The sequence below is a fragment of the Pseudomonas sp. LPB4.O genome (assembly GCF_038383825.1).
GTDB classification, from domain to species: domain Bacteria; phylum Pseudomonadota; class Gammaproteobacteria; order Pseudomonadales; family Pseudomonadaceae; genus Aquipseudomonas; species Aquipseudomonas putida.
This window is the reverse complement of sequence record NZ_CP151298.1, coordinates 3,302,534-3,320,036: the sequence shown is the minus strand read 5'-3', so window position 1 is coordinate 3,320,036 and position 17,503 is coordinate 3,302,534. Positions and strand designations below refer to the sequence as shown.

11 protein-coding genes and 1 pseudogene are annotated in these 17,503 nt (G+C 61.8%); 3 read left to right on the top strand and 9 right to left on the bottom strand.

Going from position 1 to position 17,503, the window contains the following annotated elements:
* Positions 1–3 precede the first annotated feature (3 nt).
* Positions 4–1,590: an EAL domain-containing protein gene (locus MRBLPB4O_RS14870; RefSeq protein WP_341795695.1), complete on the bottom strand. Its 1,587-nt coding sequence runs from the start codon at positions 1,588–1,590 to the stop codon at positions 4–6.
* A gap of 299 nt (positions 1,591–1,889) precedes the next feature.
* On the opposite strand from MRBLPB4O_RS14870, the gene hppD reads away from it, so the two are divergent.
* Positions 1,890–2,966: a 4-hydroxyphenylpyruvate dioxygenase gene (gene hppD, locus MRBLPB4O_RS14865; RefSeq protein ID WP_063423504.1), complete on the top strand. Its 1,077-nt coding sequence runs from the start codon at positions 1,890–1,892 to the stop codon at positions 2,964–2,966.
* A 22-nt stretch (positions 2,967–2,988) separates the two neighbouring features.
* On the opposite strand, the gene MRBLPB4O_RS14860 is transcribed toward hppD, so the two are convergent.
* Both MRBLPB4O_RS14860 and MRBLPB4O_RS14855 read right to left on the bottom strand, forming a co-directional pair.
* Positions 2,989–3,795, bottom strand: coding sequence for a CSS-motif domain-containing protein (locus MRBLPB4O_RS14860; RefSeq protein ID WP_341795694.1), 807 nt, complete (start codon positions 3,793–3,795; stop codon positions 2,989–2,991).
* Between the two features lie 133 nt (positions 3,796–3,928).
* Positions 3,929–4,615, bottom strand: a complete 687-nt coding sequence (locus MRBLPB4O_RS14855) for a type 1 glutamine amidotransferase domain-containing protein (protein WP_341795693.1) — start codon at positions 4,613–4,615, stop codon at positions 3,929–3,931.
* A 183-nt stretch (positions 4,616–4,798) separates the two neighbouring features.
* On the opposite strand from MRBLPB4O_RS14855, the gene MRBLPB4O_RS14850 reads away from it, so the two are divergent.
* A complete protein-coding gene (locus MRBLPB4O_RS14850) occupies positions 4,799–6,868 on the top strand; it encodes an ATP-binding protein (RefSeq protein WP_341795692.1) in 2,070 nt (689 codons plus the stop codon).
* 3 nt (positions 6,869–6,871) lie between these two features.
* Here the strand turns inward: MRBLPB4O_RS14850 and MRBLPB4O_RS14845 are convergent, their stop codons facing one another.
* The 3 genes from MRBLPB4O_RS14845 to MRBLPB4O_RS14835 form a co-directional block, all read right to left on the bottom strand.
* Positions 6,872–8,485, bottom strand: coding sequence for a response regulator (locus MRBLPB4O_RS14845; protein ID WP_341795691.1), 1,614 nt, complete (start codon positions 8,483–8,485; stop codon positions 6,872–6,874).
* Positions 8,486–8,564: 79 nt separating this feature from the next.
* Positions 8,565–9,620, bottom strand: a complete 1,056-nt coding sequence (locus MRBLPB4O_RS14840; protein WP_049276408.1) for a HEAT repeat domain-containing protein — start codon at positions 9,618–9,620, stop codon at positions 8,565–8,567.
* Positions 9,621–9,937: 317 nt separating this feature from the next.
* Positions 9,938–10,807 (bottom strand): LysR family transcriptional regulator, encoded by an 870-nt coding sequence (locus MRBLPB4O_RS14835; RefSeq protein WP_341795690.1) that lies wholly within the window; start codon positions 10,805–10,807, stop codon positions 9,938–9,940.
* Between the two features lie 145 nt (positions 10,808–10,952).
* Here MRBLPB4O_RS14835 and MRBLPB4O_RS14830 point away from each other — a divergent pair, with 145 nt between their 5' ends.
* On the top strand, positions 10,953–12,125 hold the full coding sequence (locus MRBLPB4O_RS14830; RefSeq protein WP_341795689.1) for a multidrug effflux MFS transporter: 1,173 nt from the start codon (positions 10,953–10,955) through the stop codon (positions 12,123–12,125).
* 102 nt (positions 12,126–12,227) lie between these two features.
* On the opposite strand, the pseudogene MRBLPB4O_RS14825 reads toward MRBLPB4O_RS14830, so the two are convergent.
* The 3 genes and pseudogenes from MRBLPB4O_RS14825 to MRBLPB4O_RS14815 all read right to left on the bottom strand — a co-directional run.
* Positions 12,228–12,660 (bottom strand): annotated as a pseudogene (locus tag MRBLPB4O_RS14825) (integrase); the annotation flags it as partial.
* A gap of 240 nt (positions 12,661–12,900) precedes the next feature.
* Positions 12,901–14,316, bottom strand: coding sequence for a TolC family protein (locus MRBLPB4O_RS14820; protein WP_341795688.1), 1,416 nt, complete (start codon positions 14,314–14,316; stop codon positions 12,901–12,903).
* The gene (locus MRBLPB4O_RS14815) at positions 14,313–17,492 is read right to left on the bottom strand and encodes an efflux RND transporter permease subunit (RefSeq protein WP_341795687.1); all 3,180 of its coding nucleotides are present in this window, start codon (positions 17,490–17,492) and stop codon (positions 14,313–14,315) included. The genes MRBLPB4O_RS14820 and MRBLPB4O_RS14815 overlap by 4 nt, the downstream gene beginning before the upstream one ends.
* Positions 17,493–17,503 lie beyond the last annotated feature (11 nt).

Sequence of the window (17,503 nt, the reverse complement as noted above, 5' to 3'; positions counted from 1 at the left end):
GGATCAGCCGCGCATGATCTCAGGGGGCGCGCCTTGCGGCAACCGTGACGCGCCCGGATGTGAGGCCAATGCCTCAAGGAACTGCGCCGCGGGCATGGGCCTGGCGAACAGGTAGCCTTGCTGGAAGTCCACGCCATGGCGGGCCAGGTAGTCGCGCTGGGTGTCGGTTTCGACACCCTCGGCAACGATGCCAAGGCCCAATTTGGCAGATAGCTCGATGATGGTTTCGAGGATGTGCACGGACAGCGCATCGCCGCCGATCATGGCAACGAAGCTCTGGTCGATTTTCAGGTAGTCGACCTTGAACTGGCGCAGGTAATTGAGGCTGGATTGCCCGGTGCCGAAGTCGTCGAGTGCAATCATCACCCCCATGGCATGCAGTTTCTCGAACAGTTCCAGGGTCACCGGGGTGGGCTCGATCAGCTTGCGCTCGGTCAGCTCCAGGGTCAGTACCACCCGGCCAGGCGGGAAGTGCTGCAGGAAGGTGCGGCAGTCGTCCAGCAGGCGCAAGTCGCGGCAGTGGTCGGCGGTGATGTTGACCCCGATGTGAAAGCCATCCTCCAGCAGCCCAATGTAGGGCGCGAGGCTCTGGGCAGTGTGCATCATCAGCGCCCGGGTCATGGCGACGATCTGCCCGCTGTGCTCGGCATAGGGGATGAACAGGTCAGGGCGAACCAGGCCTTCTCGCGGGTGGTTCCAGCGCATCAGCACCTCAGCACCGGCCCAGCGGTAATCGCCCTTGCGCACCACCGGCTGGAAGTACGGCAGGAATTCGTCAGCCTGCAGGGCCCGATCCAGCTCGGCGCGGGGCGAGGTGGCGCGGCGAATCTGCCAGCGGCAGACCAGCGCGGCCACGGCCCCCAGTACCAGCAGCAGGCTGAGCAGGGCAGGGTAGTGGCTGCGCAGCAACTGGCCTTGCTTGTCGGCGCTGTAGCCGCCCTGCACGCTGAACGGGTAACGCGTCGAGCCCAGCAACACGTTGGCACTGGCTGCGACAGGTGGTGCGCCTATGTGTACAACGCCGTCCTTGCCCATCCAGGCGTTGCCCACGCGTATTTGCAGCTCTTCATCCGGGCCGATCAGGCGCAATGCGGTCAACAAATGGTCGCCATCCACCGTGGTGATCGCGCCGTTGTCGCCGTCGCTGGCGCGGTACACCAACAGCGGATGCCCCGGGGTGACCGAGTTGCCGTCCATCAGCCACAGCTTGCCATCGGTGTAATCGCTGGCGTTGACCGGCTCGTCGAATTCGCCGAACAGCGAGGTGCAATAAAGGTTGTTGTGCCTGAACAGGTTGGTCGAGCGCACGAAGGCATTGCGGGTCACCTGGGCACGCAGCGTAAGCTGGACCTGGTCGCAAGGGCTGGCAGTCAGGGGGAGTAGCGCATTGGCAGCACGGGACAGGTTGTCGAGGATGCGTTCGACGTGCTCCACCGCCTGGCGGGTGGTGGCCTGGCTGCTGGCCTGCATCTCGCGCTCTACTTGCCAGTTCATCACGGCAAGGCCGCACAATACCGGCAGCACGCCGACGACCCAGGGCAGCAGGTTGCGCCAGCTCAGGTGGGCGCGGCGTTTGGCGGTAAGAGGCATGCGGGAATGATCTGTGTGAAGGGTAACGAGAGGATAGCCGCTTGTCGGGACACGCGGCCAACTAAAACGCGACAAACGTTTTTACGCAATGTAGAATCCATTTACGAATACAACAATAAGGTCCTTCAATACCGAAGGATCAAGCCCGCCGAGAATGGGTCCATATGACATACCATGGGTTCAAGCTGATCATAGGTGACTTCCTCGCCCGCAGCGTGCGAGGTATTCCCTGCGCCCCGCCGTTCCTGTCCCACATCCTACGCAATCAATAATATTTCGCTGCAGATGAGGACACGAACATGGCTGATATCTTCGACAATCCAATGGGCCTGATGGGCTTCGAATTCATCGAACTGGCTTCGCCGACCCCAGGCGTACTTGAGCCGGTCTTCCAGATTCTGGGCTTCACCAAGGTGGCCAGCCACCGTTCCAAGGATGTGCACCTGTACCGCCAGGGTGGCATCAACCTGATCCTGAACAACGAACCCAAGAGCATCGCCTCGTACTTCGCGGCCGAACACGGCCCGTCGGTGTGCGGCATGGCGTTCCGTGTGCGCAATGCTCATGAGGCCTATGCCCGTGCCTTGGAACTGGGCGCCCAGCCGGTTGAAATCGAAACCGGGCCGATGGAGCTGCGCCTGCCGGCAATCAAAGGCATCGGGGGTGCGCCGCTGTACCTGATCGACCGCTTCGACGAAGGCAGCTCGATCTACGACATCGACTTCAACTTCATCGAAGGTGTTGACCGCAACCCGGTGGGTGCCGGCCTGAAAATCATCGACCACCTCACCCACAACGTTTATCGCGGGCGCATGGCCTACTGGGCTGGCTTCTACGAGAAGCTGTTCAACTTTCGCGAAATCCGCTACTTCGATATCAAGGGTGAGTACACCGGCCTGACGTCCAAGGCCATGACCGCTCCCGATGGCATGATCCGCATTCCGCTCAACGAAGAGTCGTCCAAGGGTGCAGGCCAGATCGAAGAGTTCCTGATGCAGTTCAACGGCGAAGGTATCCAGCACGTGGCCTTCCTGACCGACGACCTGCTCAAGACCTGGGATGCCCTGAAGGGCTTTGGCATGCGCTTCATGACTGCGCCGCCGCAAACCTACTACGAAATGCTTGAAGAGCGGCTGCCTGGTCACGGCGAGCCGGTCGACCAGTTGCAAGCACGCGGCATCCTCCTCGATGGTGCCTCGCAGCCCGAAGACAAACGCCTGTTGTTGCAGATTTTCTCGGAAACCCTGCTCGGCCCGGTGTTCTTCGAGTTCATCCAGCGCAAAGGGGACGATGGCTTTGGTGAAGGCAACTTCAAGGCGCTGTTCGAATCCATCGAACGTGACCAGGTACGCCGCGGTGTGCTGAGCACCGACTGATGCCCTCTGGGTAGCGCCGCCTTCATGTAGCATTGGCGGCTCTATCTCTGCTGCTGGAGCGTCCCCTGAACAGGCCCAGATAGACGATCAGGCCGGTCACGGTCCCCACCAGCATCAACGAGGGCAGGATCTGCAGCATGGACTGGCGGATTTCCTGGGCGGTGGAACCTTGCGCGTAGCCGCCTTTTACCCTGTACCCATATTTGGCCGATAACGCGGTTGCGAGAAACTCGGACTGGGAAGGGCGCTGTGCGTCACGGCTATCGCCTTCGCTCCAGATCCAGCGGTCGCCAAACTCCACCAGCAGCGTCAGGCCATCCTGAAAACCATCCAGTTCATTGCGCAGCTGTGAGGCATAAGCGGTCACGATTACGCCGCTTTCGTTGCCTTGCAGGTAAAAGTTGACCAGCAGTTTGCGGCGCCTGTCAGGTTGCCCATAGGACAGTTCGACCTGTTGGCCCGATGAGGCGAAGGCAGATAAGTAGTCCAGTGAGTCTGAAGTGCTGCTGCAGTAGGCTTCATTGCCCTTTACCAGGGTCAACGACCTGAGCATGGAACGGCTCACGACCTGCTCCTGTAAAGCGCTGTTAACGCTTTCGCAGGGCTTGCCTGCCAGTGGCAGGGTGCGCTGGGCAGCCTCTTGCAGTCGATTCAATGCCTGGTCAATGCTGAAAACCGCTTCCTGAACGGAAATGGCCGCGTTTTCCTCAAGCTTCATTTCCAGTTGAACAATCATCACCAACAAACCGGAAATAACAGGCACCAAGCCTACAGTGGCGAGCAGCAGGAGCTCCCGCAGGCGGCGCCCGGCGTGCATGATTTTCAACATGGTGCATTAGTTCTCCGGGCAGAAGCTGTTCGTGGTGTACAGCTGAGCCCAGAGCCTATGCATTCGATGACCTGCCGGCTGTAGTCCGCGTGCAGTCTGCGCGACAGGAAAACCAGAAGGCTGATGTAAGGCTTTACTTAGCGTTGAGTTTCTCCAGTACTTTCTCGGCGAGCAGCGCAGTGGAATCAGGGTTCTGACCGGTGATCAGCAGACCATCCTCGACGACGTATGGCTTCCACGGCTCATCATGTTTGCTGTACTCCCCGCCCCGGCCACCTAGCTCTTTTTCTGTCGAGAAAGGCACCACCTTGTCCAGCTCGACCAGTTGTTCCTCAATGTCGGAAAAGCCGGTCACTTTGCGACCCTTCAGTAGAAGGCTGTTGTCGCTGAGCTTGATGTTAAGCAGGCCGGCCACGCCATGGCAGACCGCTGCAACAATGCCGCCTTTTTCGTAGACCTTGCGCGCCAGCTCCTGCAGCGGCTTGTTCTCGGCAAAGTCGTACATCACTCCATGCCCACCGGTGTAATAGATGACGCTGTATTCGTCGGCCTTTACCTGGCCAGGGCTCAAGCTGGTACCCAGTCGCGTCATGAAGGCTTTGTCGTCATACCATTGCCAGTCCAGATCGGGAGCCATCTGCAGGCTGTGTGGGTCGATAGGGACATAGCCACCTTGTGGGCTGACATAATCGACCGTGTAGCCGGCCTTTTCGACTTTCTCGACAAAGTGCACTGCTTCACCCAGCCATAGCCCCGTGGCCCGTTTCAGGGTCGGATACTTGGCTGTATTGGTCAGCACTACCAGCATTTTCTTGCTCATGACCACGCTCCCGTCGGCAACCTGAATGGGCCGTTGCTCCCTGGCCCGGAGAAAACCTAATCAGCATAGCTGCCAGGCGCACGTACGCCATAGTGCGCAGCTTATGCTGTGCTAATTTGAACGAAACCCTCGGGGGTAGCCTCGGCACTCGTGGTGAATCTTTGCATTGCTGGAGTAACGCTATTGGCCGTACACGGTACGCCGCGCAAACCTGCGCGGCAGCTCCCCTTGAAAACGCCCGTATCGCCCTCGCTCGACCTGATGAGCGATAGAATTGCGCAATTTGACTGGGGGCGTACAACCCTTGGGCCGTTGCCGCGATGGCCGGCATCGTTGCGCATTGCCGTTGACATGATGGTTTTGTCACCGTTTCCCTGCGCAGTGGTCTGGGGGACGGACCTCTGCGTGGTGCACAACGATGGCTATCGGGCGCTGCGGGTCGCCCGACCGGATGCACTAGGCAACGGGTTCGATGCGCTGTGGCGTGATCTCTGGCCGGCAATGGGGCCCTGGGTGTTCAAGGCGCTTGAAGGGCGTTCAAACTTTGTCGAGGACCCGCCCCAGCGTATCGTCAGCGGCGAAGGCAGCGAGCCGCTGTGGTGCGCGTTCGGTTATGCACCACTGCACGATGAACTTGGCAACGTGGCGGGTTTTCTGCACACGGTGATCGAGACCACGGCCAGCGTTGAGGCGCATCATCATTGGCGTGAGCAGGCCCAAGGCTTTGAACGGCAGATAGAGAGGCATGTGGCCGAGCGCGAGCAGATCTGGCAGTTGTCGCGTGATGCAATGATGACGATAACCCCTGAGCTGAGGGTGCATGCCGCCAACCCGGCCTGGTACCGCATCCTGGGCTGGACCCAGGAGCAGGTTCACGATGTGCCGTTACTGGAGCTGGTGCATCCGGCGGATCGCACCGAGGTCCAGGTGGCGGTCTCCGGGCTCCTGCAATACATCGATGCCGAGCAGGTGCAGACTCGCTTGCGCCACCGCGATGGCCATTATCACTGGTTTAGCTGGAGTGCACGGTTCGACGGCAGCCTGCTGACGGCAGTCGGTCGGGATATCACCGAAGACCGCGAGGAGGCCGCGCGTCAGTCTGAAGCACTGATGCGCAACAGTGAACGCATGGAGGTTGTGGGGCAGTTGGCCGGGGGCATGGGCCACGAGATGAACAACCTGCTGTCTGGTATCGGTGGTAGCCTCGAACTGTTGCAGCGGCGCTTGCAGGAGGGGCGCATGGAGCGGATTGAAACCTATGTGGAGGTCGCTCGCGACTCCGTGCTGCGCGCCATGGAGCTGACTCATCGCCTGCTGGCATTCTCTCGGCATCACCCACTTGCACCCAAGACCCTGGACTTCAATCGGCAGTTACGGCAAAGCGAGCCGTTGCTGCTCAAGGCGCTGGGCGCAGAGATGCGCTTGCACTGGCAACTGGATGTCGCGCCGTGGGCGGTATGCCTGGACATTCCCCACCTTGAAAATGCCTTGGTCAACTTATGCGCCAATGCCCGGGAGGCTTGCCTGGAGCGTGGCAATGTTACTGTTCGGAGCGTCAACGAGCGGTTAACGGCCAGTTTTCCCGATGAGGGTGGCCTGCCGCCAGGCGACTATGTGGCCCTGCATGTCGAGGATGACGGCCGTGGCATGTCGGCGGAGGAAATGTCCAGGGCCTTTGAGCCATTTTTCACCACCAAGGCGATCGGACGTGGTTCCGGGCTAGGGCTATCGATGGTGTATGGCTTTGTCGGTCAATCGGGGGGGTATGCGTGGATCGAATCGGCTCCGACCCAAGGCACCAAGGTTTCAATGCTTTTCCCAAGATGCCATGAGCCAGTACCCGAAGAGCCCAAACCCCGGCTGCGCTCCCAACGTATTGCCCAGGGCGAGCGTTTACTGCTGGTGGATGACGAGCTCAACTTGCGTACCGTGATGCGCGAATACCTGACCGAACGCGGTTTTGTGGTCACTGATGCGAGTGACGCCAATACTGCGCTGGAGCGCTTCCGCCTCGATGATCCCTTTGACCTGGTGATTACCGACATCGGTTTACCGGGCGGCTTCAGTGGCCGCCAAGTGGCCAAGGCCATGCGCATGCAGGTCCCTGCTCAGAAGATACTGTTCATCACCGGCTATGCTGACCATTCTGTTGAAGCGCAGTTGCTCGATCAGCCGGGAACGGCATTGATGAACAAGCCGTTTTTGCTGGCGGACCTTGCCGATCAGGCGCTAACCATGCTCGACCAACAATAGGGTTCAGGACTTCGTGAGAATCCGCGCTACCTGCGCCTTTATTTCTTTCAATTCGAACGGTTTGCAGATCAGGTGCATGCCCGCGTCAAGAAACCCCTCGCGGGCCATGGCCGTTTCCGCGTAGCCGGTGATGAACAGCACCGGCAAATGCGGATGCAGGCTGCGTGCAATTTCGGCCAGTTGCCGACCATTCATGCCGGGCAAGCCGATGTCGCTGACCAGTAGATCCACGGGTTGTGCCGAGCGCAGCACTTTAAGGCCTTGGGTGGCGTTGGACGCGCTGTGGCAGGGGAAGCCGCTCTCGCGCAGCGCCTGACACAACAATTGACGGACATGGGGGTCGTCCTCGACGACTAGCACATGACGGCCTCGGGGACCTTGCACAGGTATCGGCTTGCTCGGTTCCCGGGCTTGGCCGATATGGCGCGGCAGGTACAGGTCTACCTGGGTGCCTTGGCCGATCTGGCTGTGCAGCGTGACATGCCCGCGGGACTGCTTGCTGAAGCCATACACCATCGACAGGCCCAGGCCGATGCCCTGGCCGATCGCCTTGGTACTGAAAAAAGGCTCGAAAGCGTGCTCCATCGTACTTCGCGCCATGCCCTGGCCGTCATCTATGATGCTCAGGCGCAGATAGTCACCGGCGCACAGCGCTCCGCTGGTGAATTGTGTGTTCTCGATGTGCTGGTTGCTCGCCTCAATTCGTAACTGGCCGCCATTGGGCATGGCTTCGCTGGCATTGAGCAGCAGGTTGTCCAGGGCATCCTGCAACTGCTTGTTATCGGCTTCTACGGGCCACAGCCCTTTGGCGATGTGCACGTGCAAGGTTACGGCAGGGTTCAGGCAGGCCTTCAGGCGTTTCACCTCAAGCAGGCTGTGCAGGTCGACGCGCTGGCTGTGCAGCGATTGGCGGGAGGAGAACGCCAGCAACCGGTGGGTCAGGCGGGCAGCCCGTGCAACTGCCTCACGGCCCATGCGCAGCACGCTGTCCAAGCCATCGCAGCGGCCTTGATGCAGTCGCCGTTCAATCAGCTCGAAGCTGCCGCCAATGCTGGTGAGCAGGTTGTTGAAGTCATGAGCAACTCCTCCGGCCAGTTGGCCAATGGCTTCCATCTTGCGTGCCTGGTAGTGGGCGAACTCGTTGCGTTCCTGCTCCGGGTCTGACGATGCGACCGGGGTGTTCAGACGCTGCTGCAGGTCCTGCAACTGGTCGCGTGTCAGGTATTGTCGGCGCCGGTTACGCAGGGCAGATTGGGTCATGTGCAGCAGTTGGGCATTGTCGAACGGGGCGACCATCAGCAGAAGATTGCCCACCGGGTGGTTACTCGCGCCCGTGGCCGACCAGGCACCCTGGATCAGCAGCACGATGGGCAGGTCCGACCAGCTTTGTTGCTGGTCGAGGAATGCTTGGAGCAACGCGCTTGGGCCCTGGCTGAACACTTGCTCGGCAATGATTGCCAGGCCTGCGCCTTCAGCCAGGCAGCTGTGCAGGTTGGCCAGGTCGACGGCGCACAGGCTATCGATGCCGGCGGAGGCGAGCAGGCGCGAGGTATCCGCCGCTAATGGCGGAGGTGCCAGAATCAAGGCACGTTCATCCAGCGCCAGTGAATGGGCCAAAACGACTCTCCTGTAGGGCGGCCTGATACCCACTGGACCCTGGGCACACGCTCAGGGTTCAACAATATTCAGGTGTTGCCTACAGGCCCTGTTGTAATACGGGGTCGTCCGGGTTCTGACGCTCCAGCTCGGCCAGCAGCACTTGTACGTTCTGCAATTGCCCGGTCTCTTTCGAGTACTGGATCAGTAGCACCCGCGCCCGGCGGTTGGCCGGTTGCCTGCTGAGCACGGTTTCCAGCTGCTTTTGCGCGGCGTCGAGTTGTTCCAGTTCGTGCAGCGTGACTGCCAGCGTATAGCGGTAGTCGGCGTTGTCCGGGTCCAGTTCGACGGCGCGGGACAAAGCCAGCAAGGCGTACTCGCGCTGCTCGTGGCGGTTCAGCCAGAGCCCCAGCTCGTACTGCAGGAAGGCTGAGTCGGGGCTTAGCGCCAAGGCTTTGCCCAAGACCTGGCGCGAGGCATCGTGGTGGCCCTGACGCTCCAGCAGGCGCACCTGGGTGGCCAGGGCGTCGAGGTTGCCGGGTGCAACCTCCAGCGCTCGCTGTAAGGCCGTGGCTGCCTGGGTGTAGTCGTTTTCGTGCAGGTACAGGCGCGCCAGGTGTACCTGGGCGTCGGCATCCTCGGGTTGTTGCTCGAGCGCCTGCTGGTATTGTTCCAGGGCTGCCTGCAACGGGCCGAAATACAGGCCGATGGCATCGGGATCGAGGCCCAGTAGGGCATCCACGGCAGCAAAGCGCACGCTTTGTTCGTCGTCGTCCAGCAATGGGCCGAGCACCAGGCTGCGCTGCGCCGCCGGCAGCAGGCGGCGGATACCGGCAATGGCCGCACGGCGCACCAGCGGGTCGGCATGCTCCAGGTCCTGGCGGGCGAGTTTCAATGCCTGGGGGGAGGGGTAGTTGGGTAACTCGGCATAAAGTGCAGCGCGGCGGATAGGGGGCAGGTCGTCGCGTTGCAATTGCTGGTACAGCACGCGCGCAGCGCCGGGTTGGCCGTCATGGGCCTGGCGCAGCGCCTTGGCATAGCTGTGTGCAGGCAAGGTGGGCGGGGCTGGCTGCTCATCGCGCCACAGGTAACCGAACAGGGCCGATACCAGGATCAACAGCAGCAGGGCGATCAGGTAGCGGTTGCGTCTGTGCATCGGACGGTCCGTGGCGGCGGGAAGGGCAGAGCTTGGGCCAGCCGGGGGGTAAATGCAACCGAGTGCAGGCACCAAGGCGGTCGCAAGCGTATCTCGCAGGTTCGATGGCCCGAAACAAACGTAGGAGCGAGCGCAGCTCGCGATGCGCCGCGCGGGCGGCGCTCGATTTCGCAGGCGCTGAAGATTTAACGACATAAAAAATGGCCTGGTCGCACTGCATCTGGGACTAATGCCTGCAAATGGCACACTTGTCTCAGTATCGTAGTCTCTTGGCCGTCGCTCCTCATAGCAACTACGTGGCATGCCAAGCCCGACATTCAATCGGCGAAAGCCGATGTGATCGCCTCCACGACGACACGCACTCTGGCCGTGCGCGCCAAGTCTTGGTGCAGCACCAACCACGCCTCGTAGGGCTTGGCCCGACGGCGCTCCGGCCATAGCCGCACCAGCGCGGGATCGCGCCGGGTCAGGTACTCGGGTAACTCGCCTATGGCCAGGCCGGCGCGTACGAAGGTCGCGAGCATCAGGCTCGAATCCAGTTCGGCAACCACGCGACCCTGTGCCCTGGATTCGCCCGCCAGCGTGTCGTCCTGCCGCCCGGTCACACCCTGCTGGTAAAGCGCAATATCGTGATTCGCAAGGCCTTGTCCGGGCTGCGGTTCGCCATGTTTTGCCAGATAGCCTTGGGTAGCATACAGGCCGACTTCCCAGCAGCCGAGTTGGCGAACGATCAAATCCGGCTGCTCTGGCCGCAAGGTACGTACAGCAATGTCAGCCTCCCTCCGCGCAAGATCGAGCAGCCGCGTCGTAGTGCTCAGGATCACCCGCACCTCAGGATGGATGGCGCGCAGTTGTTCAATGGCAGGAACCACGAAGTCCACCGCCAGCGCGTCGGTGGTGGTCACGCGAACCTCACCGGCCGCGCGCGCATCGGCACCTTCGCCACGGCGCTCGAAGGAGACGGCCATGCGCTCCATATCCTCGGCCATGCGTAGCACTTCCAGGCCGGTGTCGGTCAACATCAAGCCGCCCGTGGTGCGCAGGAACAGCCGACTGCCCAGCGCCCGCTCTAATCCGGTCAGACGCCGGCTCACCGTGGTCTGGTCAATGACTAGTTGCTGCGCCGCTCCGCGCAAGGTACCGGCGCGCTGGACTGCCAGAAATATGCGTACGTCGTCCCAATTCATCACTGCCTCAGTGTTCATGCTGCAAATTTGCAGCCCTATGTAGCTGTTTTGTGCATTTTCACATAGAACGCATATCCGTAGCATGTGGCTCATCCCTTCTGAACCTATAACGCGCAGCCCGCACGCCTGGCTGCCGGGAACTGCCATGCCTCGCTTGTCCTTCATTCTCACCGTCGCCATGCTGAGTGCCTTCGGCCTGATTGCTTCGGACGTGTATCTGCCCGCCATGCCAAACATGGCCACGGAGTTCGGCGTTGCCGACTGGCAGATGCCGCAGACGATCTCGTTTTACCTGCTGGCACTGGCAATTGCCCAGTTGGCCTACGGGCCACTATCGGATCGCAATGGCCGCAAGCCCGTACTGCTGGCTGGCATCGCCCTCTACATCGTCGGCTCGGTGGGCTGCGCTATCTCCGCCAGCTACAATGGGTTCCTGGCGTGGCGCATGCTGGAAGCCGTTGGCGCGGCTGCGGGCCTTGTCGTTGGCCGTGCACTGATTGCCGACACCTGCGACAAGCGCATTTCTGCCAAAGTCTATGCGGTGATCTACCCGTTGGTGTCGCTGTCGCCAGCCCTGGCGCCGGCCATAGGCGGGCACTTGGCTGCGACTTTCGGCTGGCGGTCTGACTTCCTGTTCGTCGCCGCATTCGGTGTCGTGGCACTGCTGATGGTGGTGACGCTACTACCGGAAACGCTCCCCATCGCTGCCCGCACCCGTACCTCTCCCTTTGCCGGCTTCAGCCAGGTCTTGCGCGACCGAACTTTTCGCCGCTACACCTTGGTGGTCAGCACGATCTATTGCGCCTGGTTTGTCTACTTGACGCAATCGCCGTTTCTGTTCGCGCGCCTGGGCTTGAGTGAGGAACAAAGCGGTTGGCTGTATCTGCCGCTGACGGCCGGCATCATCGGTGCCAATCTGCTGGCCAAGCGCTTGCTGGATCGCTGGCCCTACGATCGTATCCTCGCCGTTGGCATCATGTGCTTCGTGCTTGGTGGCGTAGGGTTTCTGGCCGTGATGGCATTGGGGCTGCATGGCGCAGTCACAGTGGTGCTGCCGATGTGCCTGGTCAGTCTCGCCAATGGTTCATCACTGTCGTTGGCCGTCTCCGGAGCCATTGCCAGCGAGCACGGGCATGCGGCCACCGCGTCGGGACTGGTAGGGTTCTGTCAGATTGGCAGCGCCGCGCTGGTGGCAATGGGTGTCAGTGCGGCGTTCGGCACCGGCCTGGGCGTGCTTGGGGGCGCAGTACTGGTGCTCGGCCTGATCGCGCTATCCACCTGTCTCCCGCGTCCTAACCGCCGAACGAGTGAGGTCTGAGTACCTTCAGGTACGCCTCGTGAATCCCCGGTCCCCAGCCGCAGCTTGCGCATCGTCATCGTGAAGTTCCCCTGTTGAAGAAAAGCGGCTGGTACGGCCACAACGCCGATGCTCTAGATCGACCCATTCCCATTCGAGCGTGACGGTTTCGGAGCGGCGGGCAGCGAACTCGAATTGCAGGCGAATCGCAAGCGGGATGACGTAGTTCTCAAGCCCTGCGGCTTCGATCTTGTCGAGCTGCCGGAACAGCTTGCCCACGTCCTCGTCGCTGATGAGGTGGGTGGACTTGCCGGCAGGGAACTTCGGGACGTGGCGGCAAGGATTGGTGCCGTCTGGCCGATAGCCCCAGCTTCACATCGTGAACCTTCTTGCGACCCAGCAGCGGGATGATGCAGCGGTCGATGACGCCTTGATAGCCGACTCGGGTGCTGGGTTTGTTGCGCTTCTTGGAGTAGTCCTCCATGAACTTCTTGCACAACTCCGCAACGCTGGGCGCCTGGCGTGCCACGGCCTTGTCCGCTGCCGGATCCCCGCCTCCCGATTCCCAGGAGCCTCGTAGGAGTCAGCAGAAGGGAAGCCGGGTCAAGTTTCAGAAAGCACCGGCATATGTTGAACTCGCCTAAGTCGTTGATAAACCTGCTGTATACGGCTGTGGCGTAGTCCAGCAAAGCGCGGTGCTGGAGTCCTCCTGAAATAAAAAAGCCCCGCGGACCAAGGCCAGCGGGGCAAACGGTTGGGGGAGGAGCCAACCAAAGGAGTCGTTGAAACGGGGGTGTCAGCGTGCGCTGGCCACGGTCTCCGGTTGCCAGCCGCCGCCCAGGGCCTTGTAGATGGAGACGATACCGCGGTACAGATCGACCTCACCCTGGGCCTGCGCATCCTCAGCGCTCAGCCGCTCGCGCTCGGCGTCGAGCAGTACCAGGTAGTCCACCGTACCTTCGCGATATCGAATCGAGGCCAGCTCCGCTGCCTTGCGGCTGGCGTCGCTCTGGCGCATCAGCGACAGCAGCCGCTGCTGGGTCTTGTCGTAATCGCTGAAGGCGTTGGCCGATTCTTCCAGGGCCAGCAATACCTGCTGCTCGTAGTTGGCCAGCGCCCCTTCGGCATCGGCCTTGGCGCCGCGCAGGCGGGCCCGCACGCTGCCCAGGTCGAAGGCTGCCCAGGTAATGCTTGGGCCCAGCGCCCACGCATTGGCTGCCGAGGAGCCGATCTGCGAGCCGCGTGCGGCGGTAAAGCCAAGGAAGCCGCTGAGGCTGACACGGGGGAACAGGTCTGCGGTGGCCACGCCGACGTTGGCGGTGGCGGCAGCCAGCTGGCGCTCGGCACTGCGGATGTCCGGGCGACGGCGCAGCAGTTCACCCGGGTCACCCACCGGCAACGCCTTGGCGATGGCCGGCAGGTCCTTGGGTGACAGGTCTACGCTGAGCGCGTCCGGGCGCTGGCCGAGCAGGGTGGCGATGCGGTGCCGTGCCCGCGCCTGTTCGGCCTGCAGTTGCGGCACGGTGGCTTCAACCCCGGCCAGGCGTGCATCGGCACGTACCACGTCGAGGTCGTTGCCCACGCCGGCATCGCGCAGGGTTTCGGTAATGGTCCGCGATTCCTGCTGGGTCTTGAGGTTGGCCAAGGCGATCTTCTCGCGCAGTTGCGCACCGCGCAGTTGCCCATAGGCATCGACCAGTTCGGCGATCAGGCTGACCTGCAACTGTTGCAGGTCGGCGGCGGCTACCGCTTCCTGGGCTTCGCTGGCCTCGATCTGGCGCTGGATGCGCCCGAACAGGTCAAGCTCCCAGGCCATGTCCAGGCCCAGGTCATAGCGCTCGCTGTTCACCCGCTGCGTGGTCTGGCCAGGGATCTGGCCCTTGCCGATCTCGCTGCTGGCGCGGCTGGTGACCACCGGGAACGGGTCGTTCTCGGCGTCTTCGCGGATGGAACGGGCGGACTTCAGACGGGCAAAGGCCACGCGCAAATCACGGTTGCCGTCCAGCGAAGCCAGCACCAGCTGATTAAGCACCGGGTCGTCGAACTGCTTCCACCACAGGCTTTCGAAGCGGCTACGGTCGTAGGCCTTGGCCTGCACATCGCTGCTCAACTGCGCAGGTTCGGTGGCCGGGGCCTGGTAGTCCGGGCCTACCGCACAGGCCGCCAGGGCCAGTGCCAGCAGGCTTGGGGTCAGGGGTTTAAGCAGGTTCATGCATGGTTCTCCAGCACTTGAGCGTGTTCGGCCTTGCGGGCTTGGCGACGCTCGACGAAACGGCGGATCAGGAAGAAGAACACGGGGGTGAGGAACAGGCCGAACACCGTTACGCCGATCATGCCCGAGAACACCGCCACACCCATGGCATGGCGCATTTCCGAACCTGCACCAGAGCTGAACACCAGCGGAACCACACCCATGATGAAGGCAATCGAAGTCATCAGGATCGGCCGCAGGCGCAGGCGGCAGGCTTCCAGCACCGCAGCCAGCGGATCCAGGCCTTTGGCCTGTTCATCCTTGGCGAACTCGACGATCAGGATCGCGTTCTTGCACGCCAGGCCCACCAGTACGATCAGGCCGATCTGGGTGAAGATGTTGTTGTCGCCACCCGACACGATCACACCGGTGATGGCCGACAGCAGGGTCATCGGTACGATCAGGATCACCGCCAGCGGCAGGCTCCAGCTTTCGTACTGGGCGGCCAGCACCAGGAACGCCAGCAGCACGCACAGCGGGAACACCAGCAGCGCGGTGTTACCCGAGAGGATCTGCTGGTAGGTCAGGTCGGTCCACTCGAAGGTCATGCCGTTGGGCAGTTCCTCTTTCAGCAGCTTCTCGATAGCCGCTTCGGCCTGGCCAGAGCTGTAGCCCGGGGCTGCTGCACCGTTGATTTCTGCGGTGATGAAGCCGTTGTAGTGCATCACGCGGTCCGGCCCGGAGGTGTCGCTTACCTTCAGAAAGGTCGCCAGCGGGATCATCTCGCCCAGGTTGTTGCGCACCTTCAACTGGCCGATCTGCTCGGCATCGAGGCGGAACTGCTGCTCAGCCTGGACGTTGACCTGGTAGGTGCGGCCAAAGCGGTTGAAGTCGTTGGTGTACAGCGAGCCCAGGTAAACCTGCAAGGTGTCGAAGATATCGTTGATCGCCACGCCGTGGGTCTTGGCCTTTTCCCGGTCGATGGCGGCATCGACCTGCGGCACATTGACCTGGTAGCTGGTAAACAGGCCTGCCAGCGCTGGCACGTTGTGGCTCTTGGCGATGATGTTCTGGGTTTCTTTGTACAGCGCTTCGTAACCCAGATTGCCCCGGTCTTCGATTTGCAGGCGGAAGCCGCCGATTGTGCCCAGCCCCTGTACTGGCGGCGGTGGGAAGATTGCGATGTAGGCTTCCTGGATGTCAGCGAACTGGGCATTCAGCGTGGCGGCAATAGCGGCCGCCGACTGGCTAGGGTCCTTGCGCTCATCGAACGACTTGAGCGAGACGAACACAATGCCGCTGTTCGGGCTGTTGGTGAAACCGTTGATCGACAGGCCAGGGAAGGCGATGGAGTCGGCAACACCGGGTTGCTTGAGGGCCGCCTCGCTCATTCTTTTGATCACCGTCTCGGTACGGTCGAGGCTGGCCGCGTCCGGCAGTTGGGCGAAGGCCACCAGGTACTGCTTGTCCTGGGCCGGCACGAAGCCGGTCGGCGTGGAGGAGAAGCCGAGGTAGGTCAGGCCCATCAAGCCGGCATAGACGAACAGGGCGATGCCGCTGGAGCGAATGACACGGCGCACGCCACCCACGTAGCGGTGACTGGCGCGGTCGAAGAAACGGTTGAACGGCGAGAACAGCCAGCTGCCCAGCAGCTTGTCGAGGTACCGCGAGAAACGGTCCTTGGGCGCATGGTGTTCCTTCAGCAGCACGGCAGCCAGGGCCGGCGACAGGGTCAGCGAGTTGAACGCCGAGATCACGGTGGAAATGGCGATGGTCAGGGCGAACTGCTTGTAGAACTGCCCGGTAAGGCCGGAAATGAACGCCGCAGGTACGAACACGGCGCACAGCACCAGGGCGGTGGCGATGATTGGCCCCGTCACTTCGCTCATGGCCTTTTGCGTGGCTTCTAGCGGTTTCAGCCCCAGCCCGATATTGCGCTCGACGTTTTCCACCACGACGATGGCGTCGTCCACCACGATGCCGATGGCCAGCACCAAGCCGAACAGCGACAAGGCGTTGAGCGAGAAGCCGAACAGGTGCATCACTGCAAAGGTACCGATCAACGATACCGGCACGGCCAGCAGCGGGATGATCGAGGCGCGCCAGGTCTGCAGGAACAGGATGACGACCAGTACCACCAGCACCAGTGCTTCGAACAGGGTGTGCACGACTGCTTCGATGGACCCGCGCACGAAGATGGTCGGGTCATAGACGATGCTGTAGTCCATCCCTTCAGGGAAGTCTTTCTTCAGCTCGGCCATTTTCGCCCGCACTTCGTCGGAGATCTCGATGGCGTTGGAGCCTGGGCGCTGGAAGATCGGGAGTGCCACTGCTGGCTGGTTGTTCAGCAGCGAGCGCAAGGCGTACTGGCTGGAGCCGAGTTCGACCCGGGCGATGTCCTTCAGGCGCGTGATTTCGCCATCGGCACCGGCACGGATGATGATGTTCTCGAACTCTTCCTCGTTGACCAGACGGCCTTGGGTGTTGATCGACAGCTGGAAGCTGGTGGAACCGGGGGCAGGCGGTGCGCCCAGCTGGCCGGCGGCCACCTGGCGGTTCTGCTCGCGGATGGCCGCGACCACATCGCTGGCGGTGAGGTTGCGCGAAGCGGTCTTGTTCGGGTCCAGCCACACGCGCAGCGAGTAGTCGCCCATCCCGAACAGCTGCACGTCGCCTACGCCGCCCAGACGCGCCAGCTCGTCCTTGATATTGAGGATGGCGTAGTTGGACAGGTAGAGCATGTCGTAGCGGTTGTCCGGCGACGTCAGGTGCACGACCATGGTCAGGTCGGGCGAGGCCTTGTCGACGGTGATACCGATACGCGTAACTTCCTCAGGTAGCTTGGGCTGGGTACGGGTGACGCGGTTCTGCACCTGCACCTGGGCGTTGTCCAGGTCGGTGCCCAAGGCGAACGTGATGGTCAGCGTCAGCTTGCCGTCAGCGGTGGACTGGGAAGACATGTACAGCATGTTCTCCACACCAGTGATGGCCTGCTCCAGCGGCGCGGCGACGGTTTCGCCGATAACCTTGGGGTTGGCGCCGGGGAAGTTGGCACGCACCACCACGGTGGGCGGCACCACTTCGGGATATTCGCTGATCGGCAGCTGGAACAGCGAGATCGACCCTGCAATCAGCAGCACCAGCGACAGCACCGCAGCGAAAATCGGCCGGGTAATGAAGAATTTCGAGAAGTTCATCGGTATGTTCC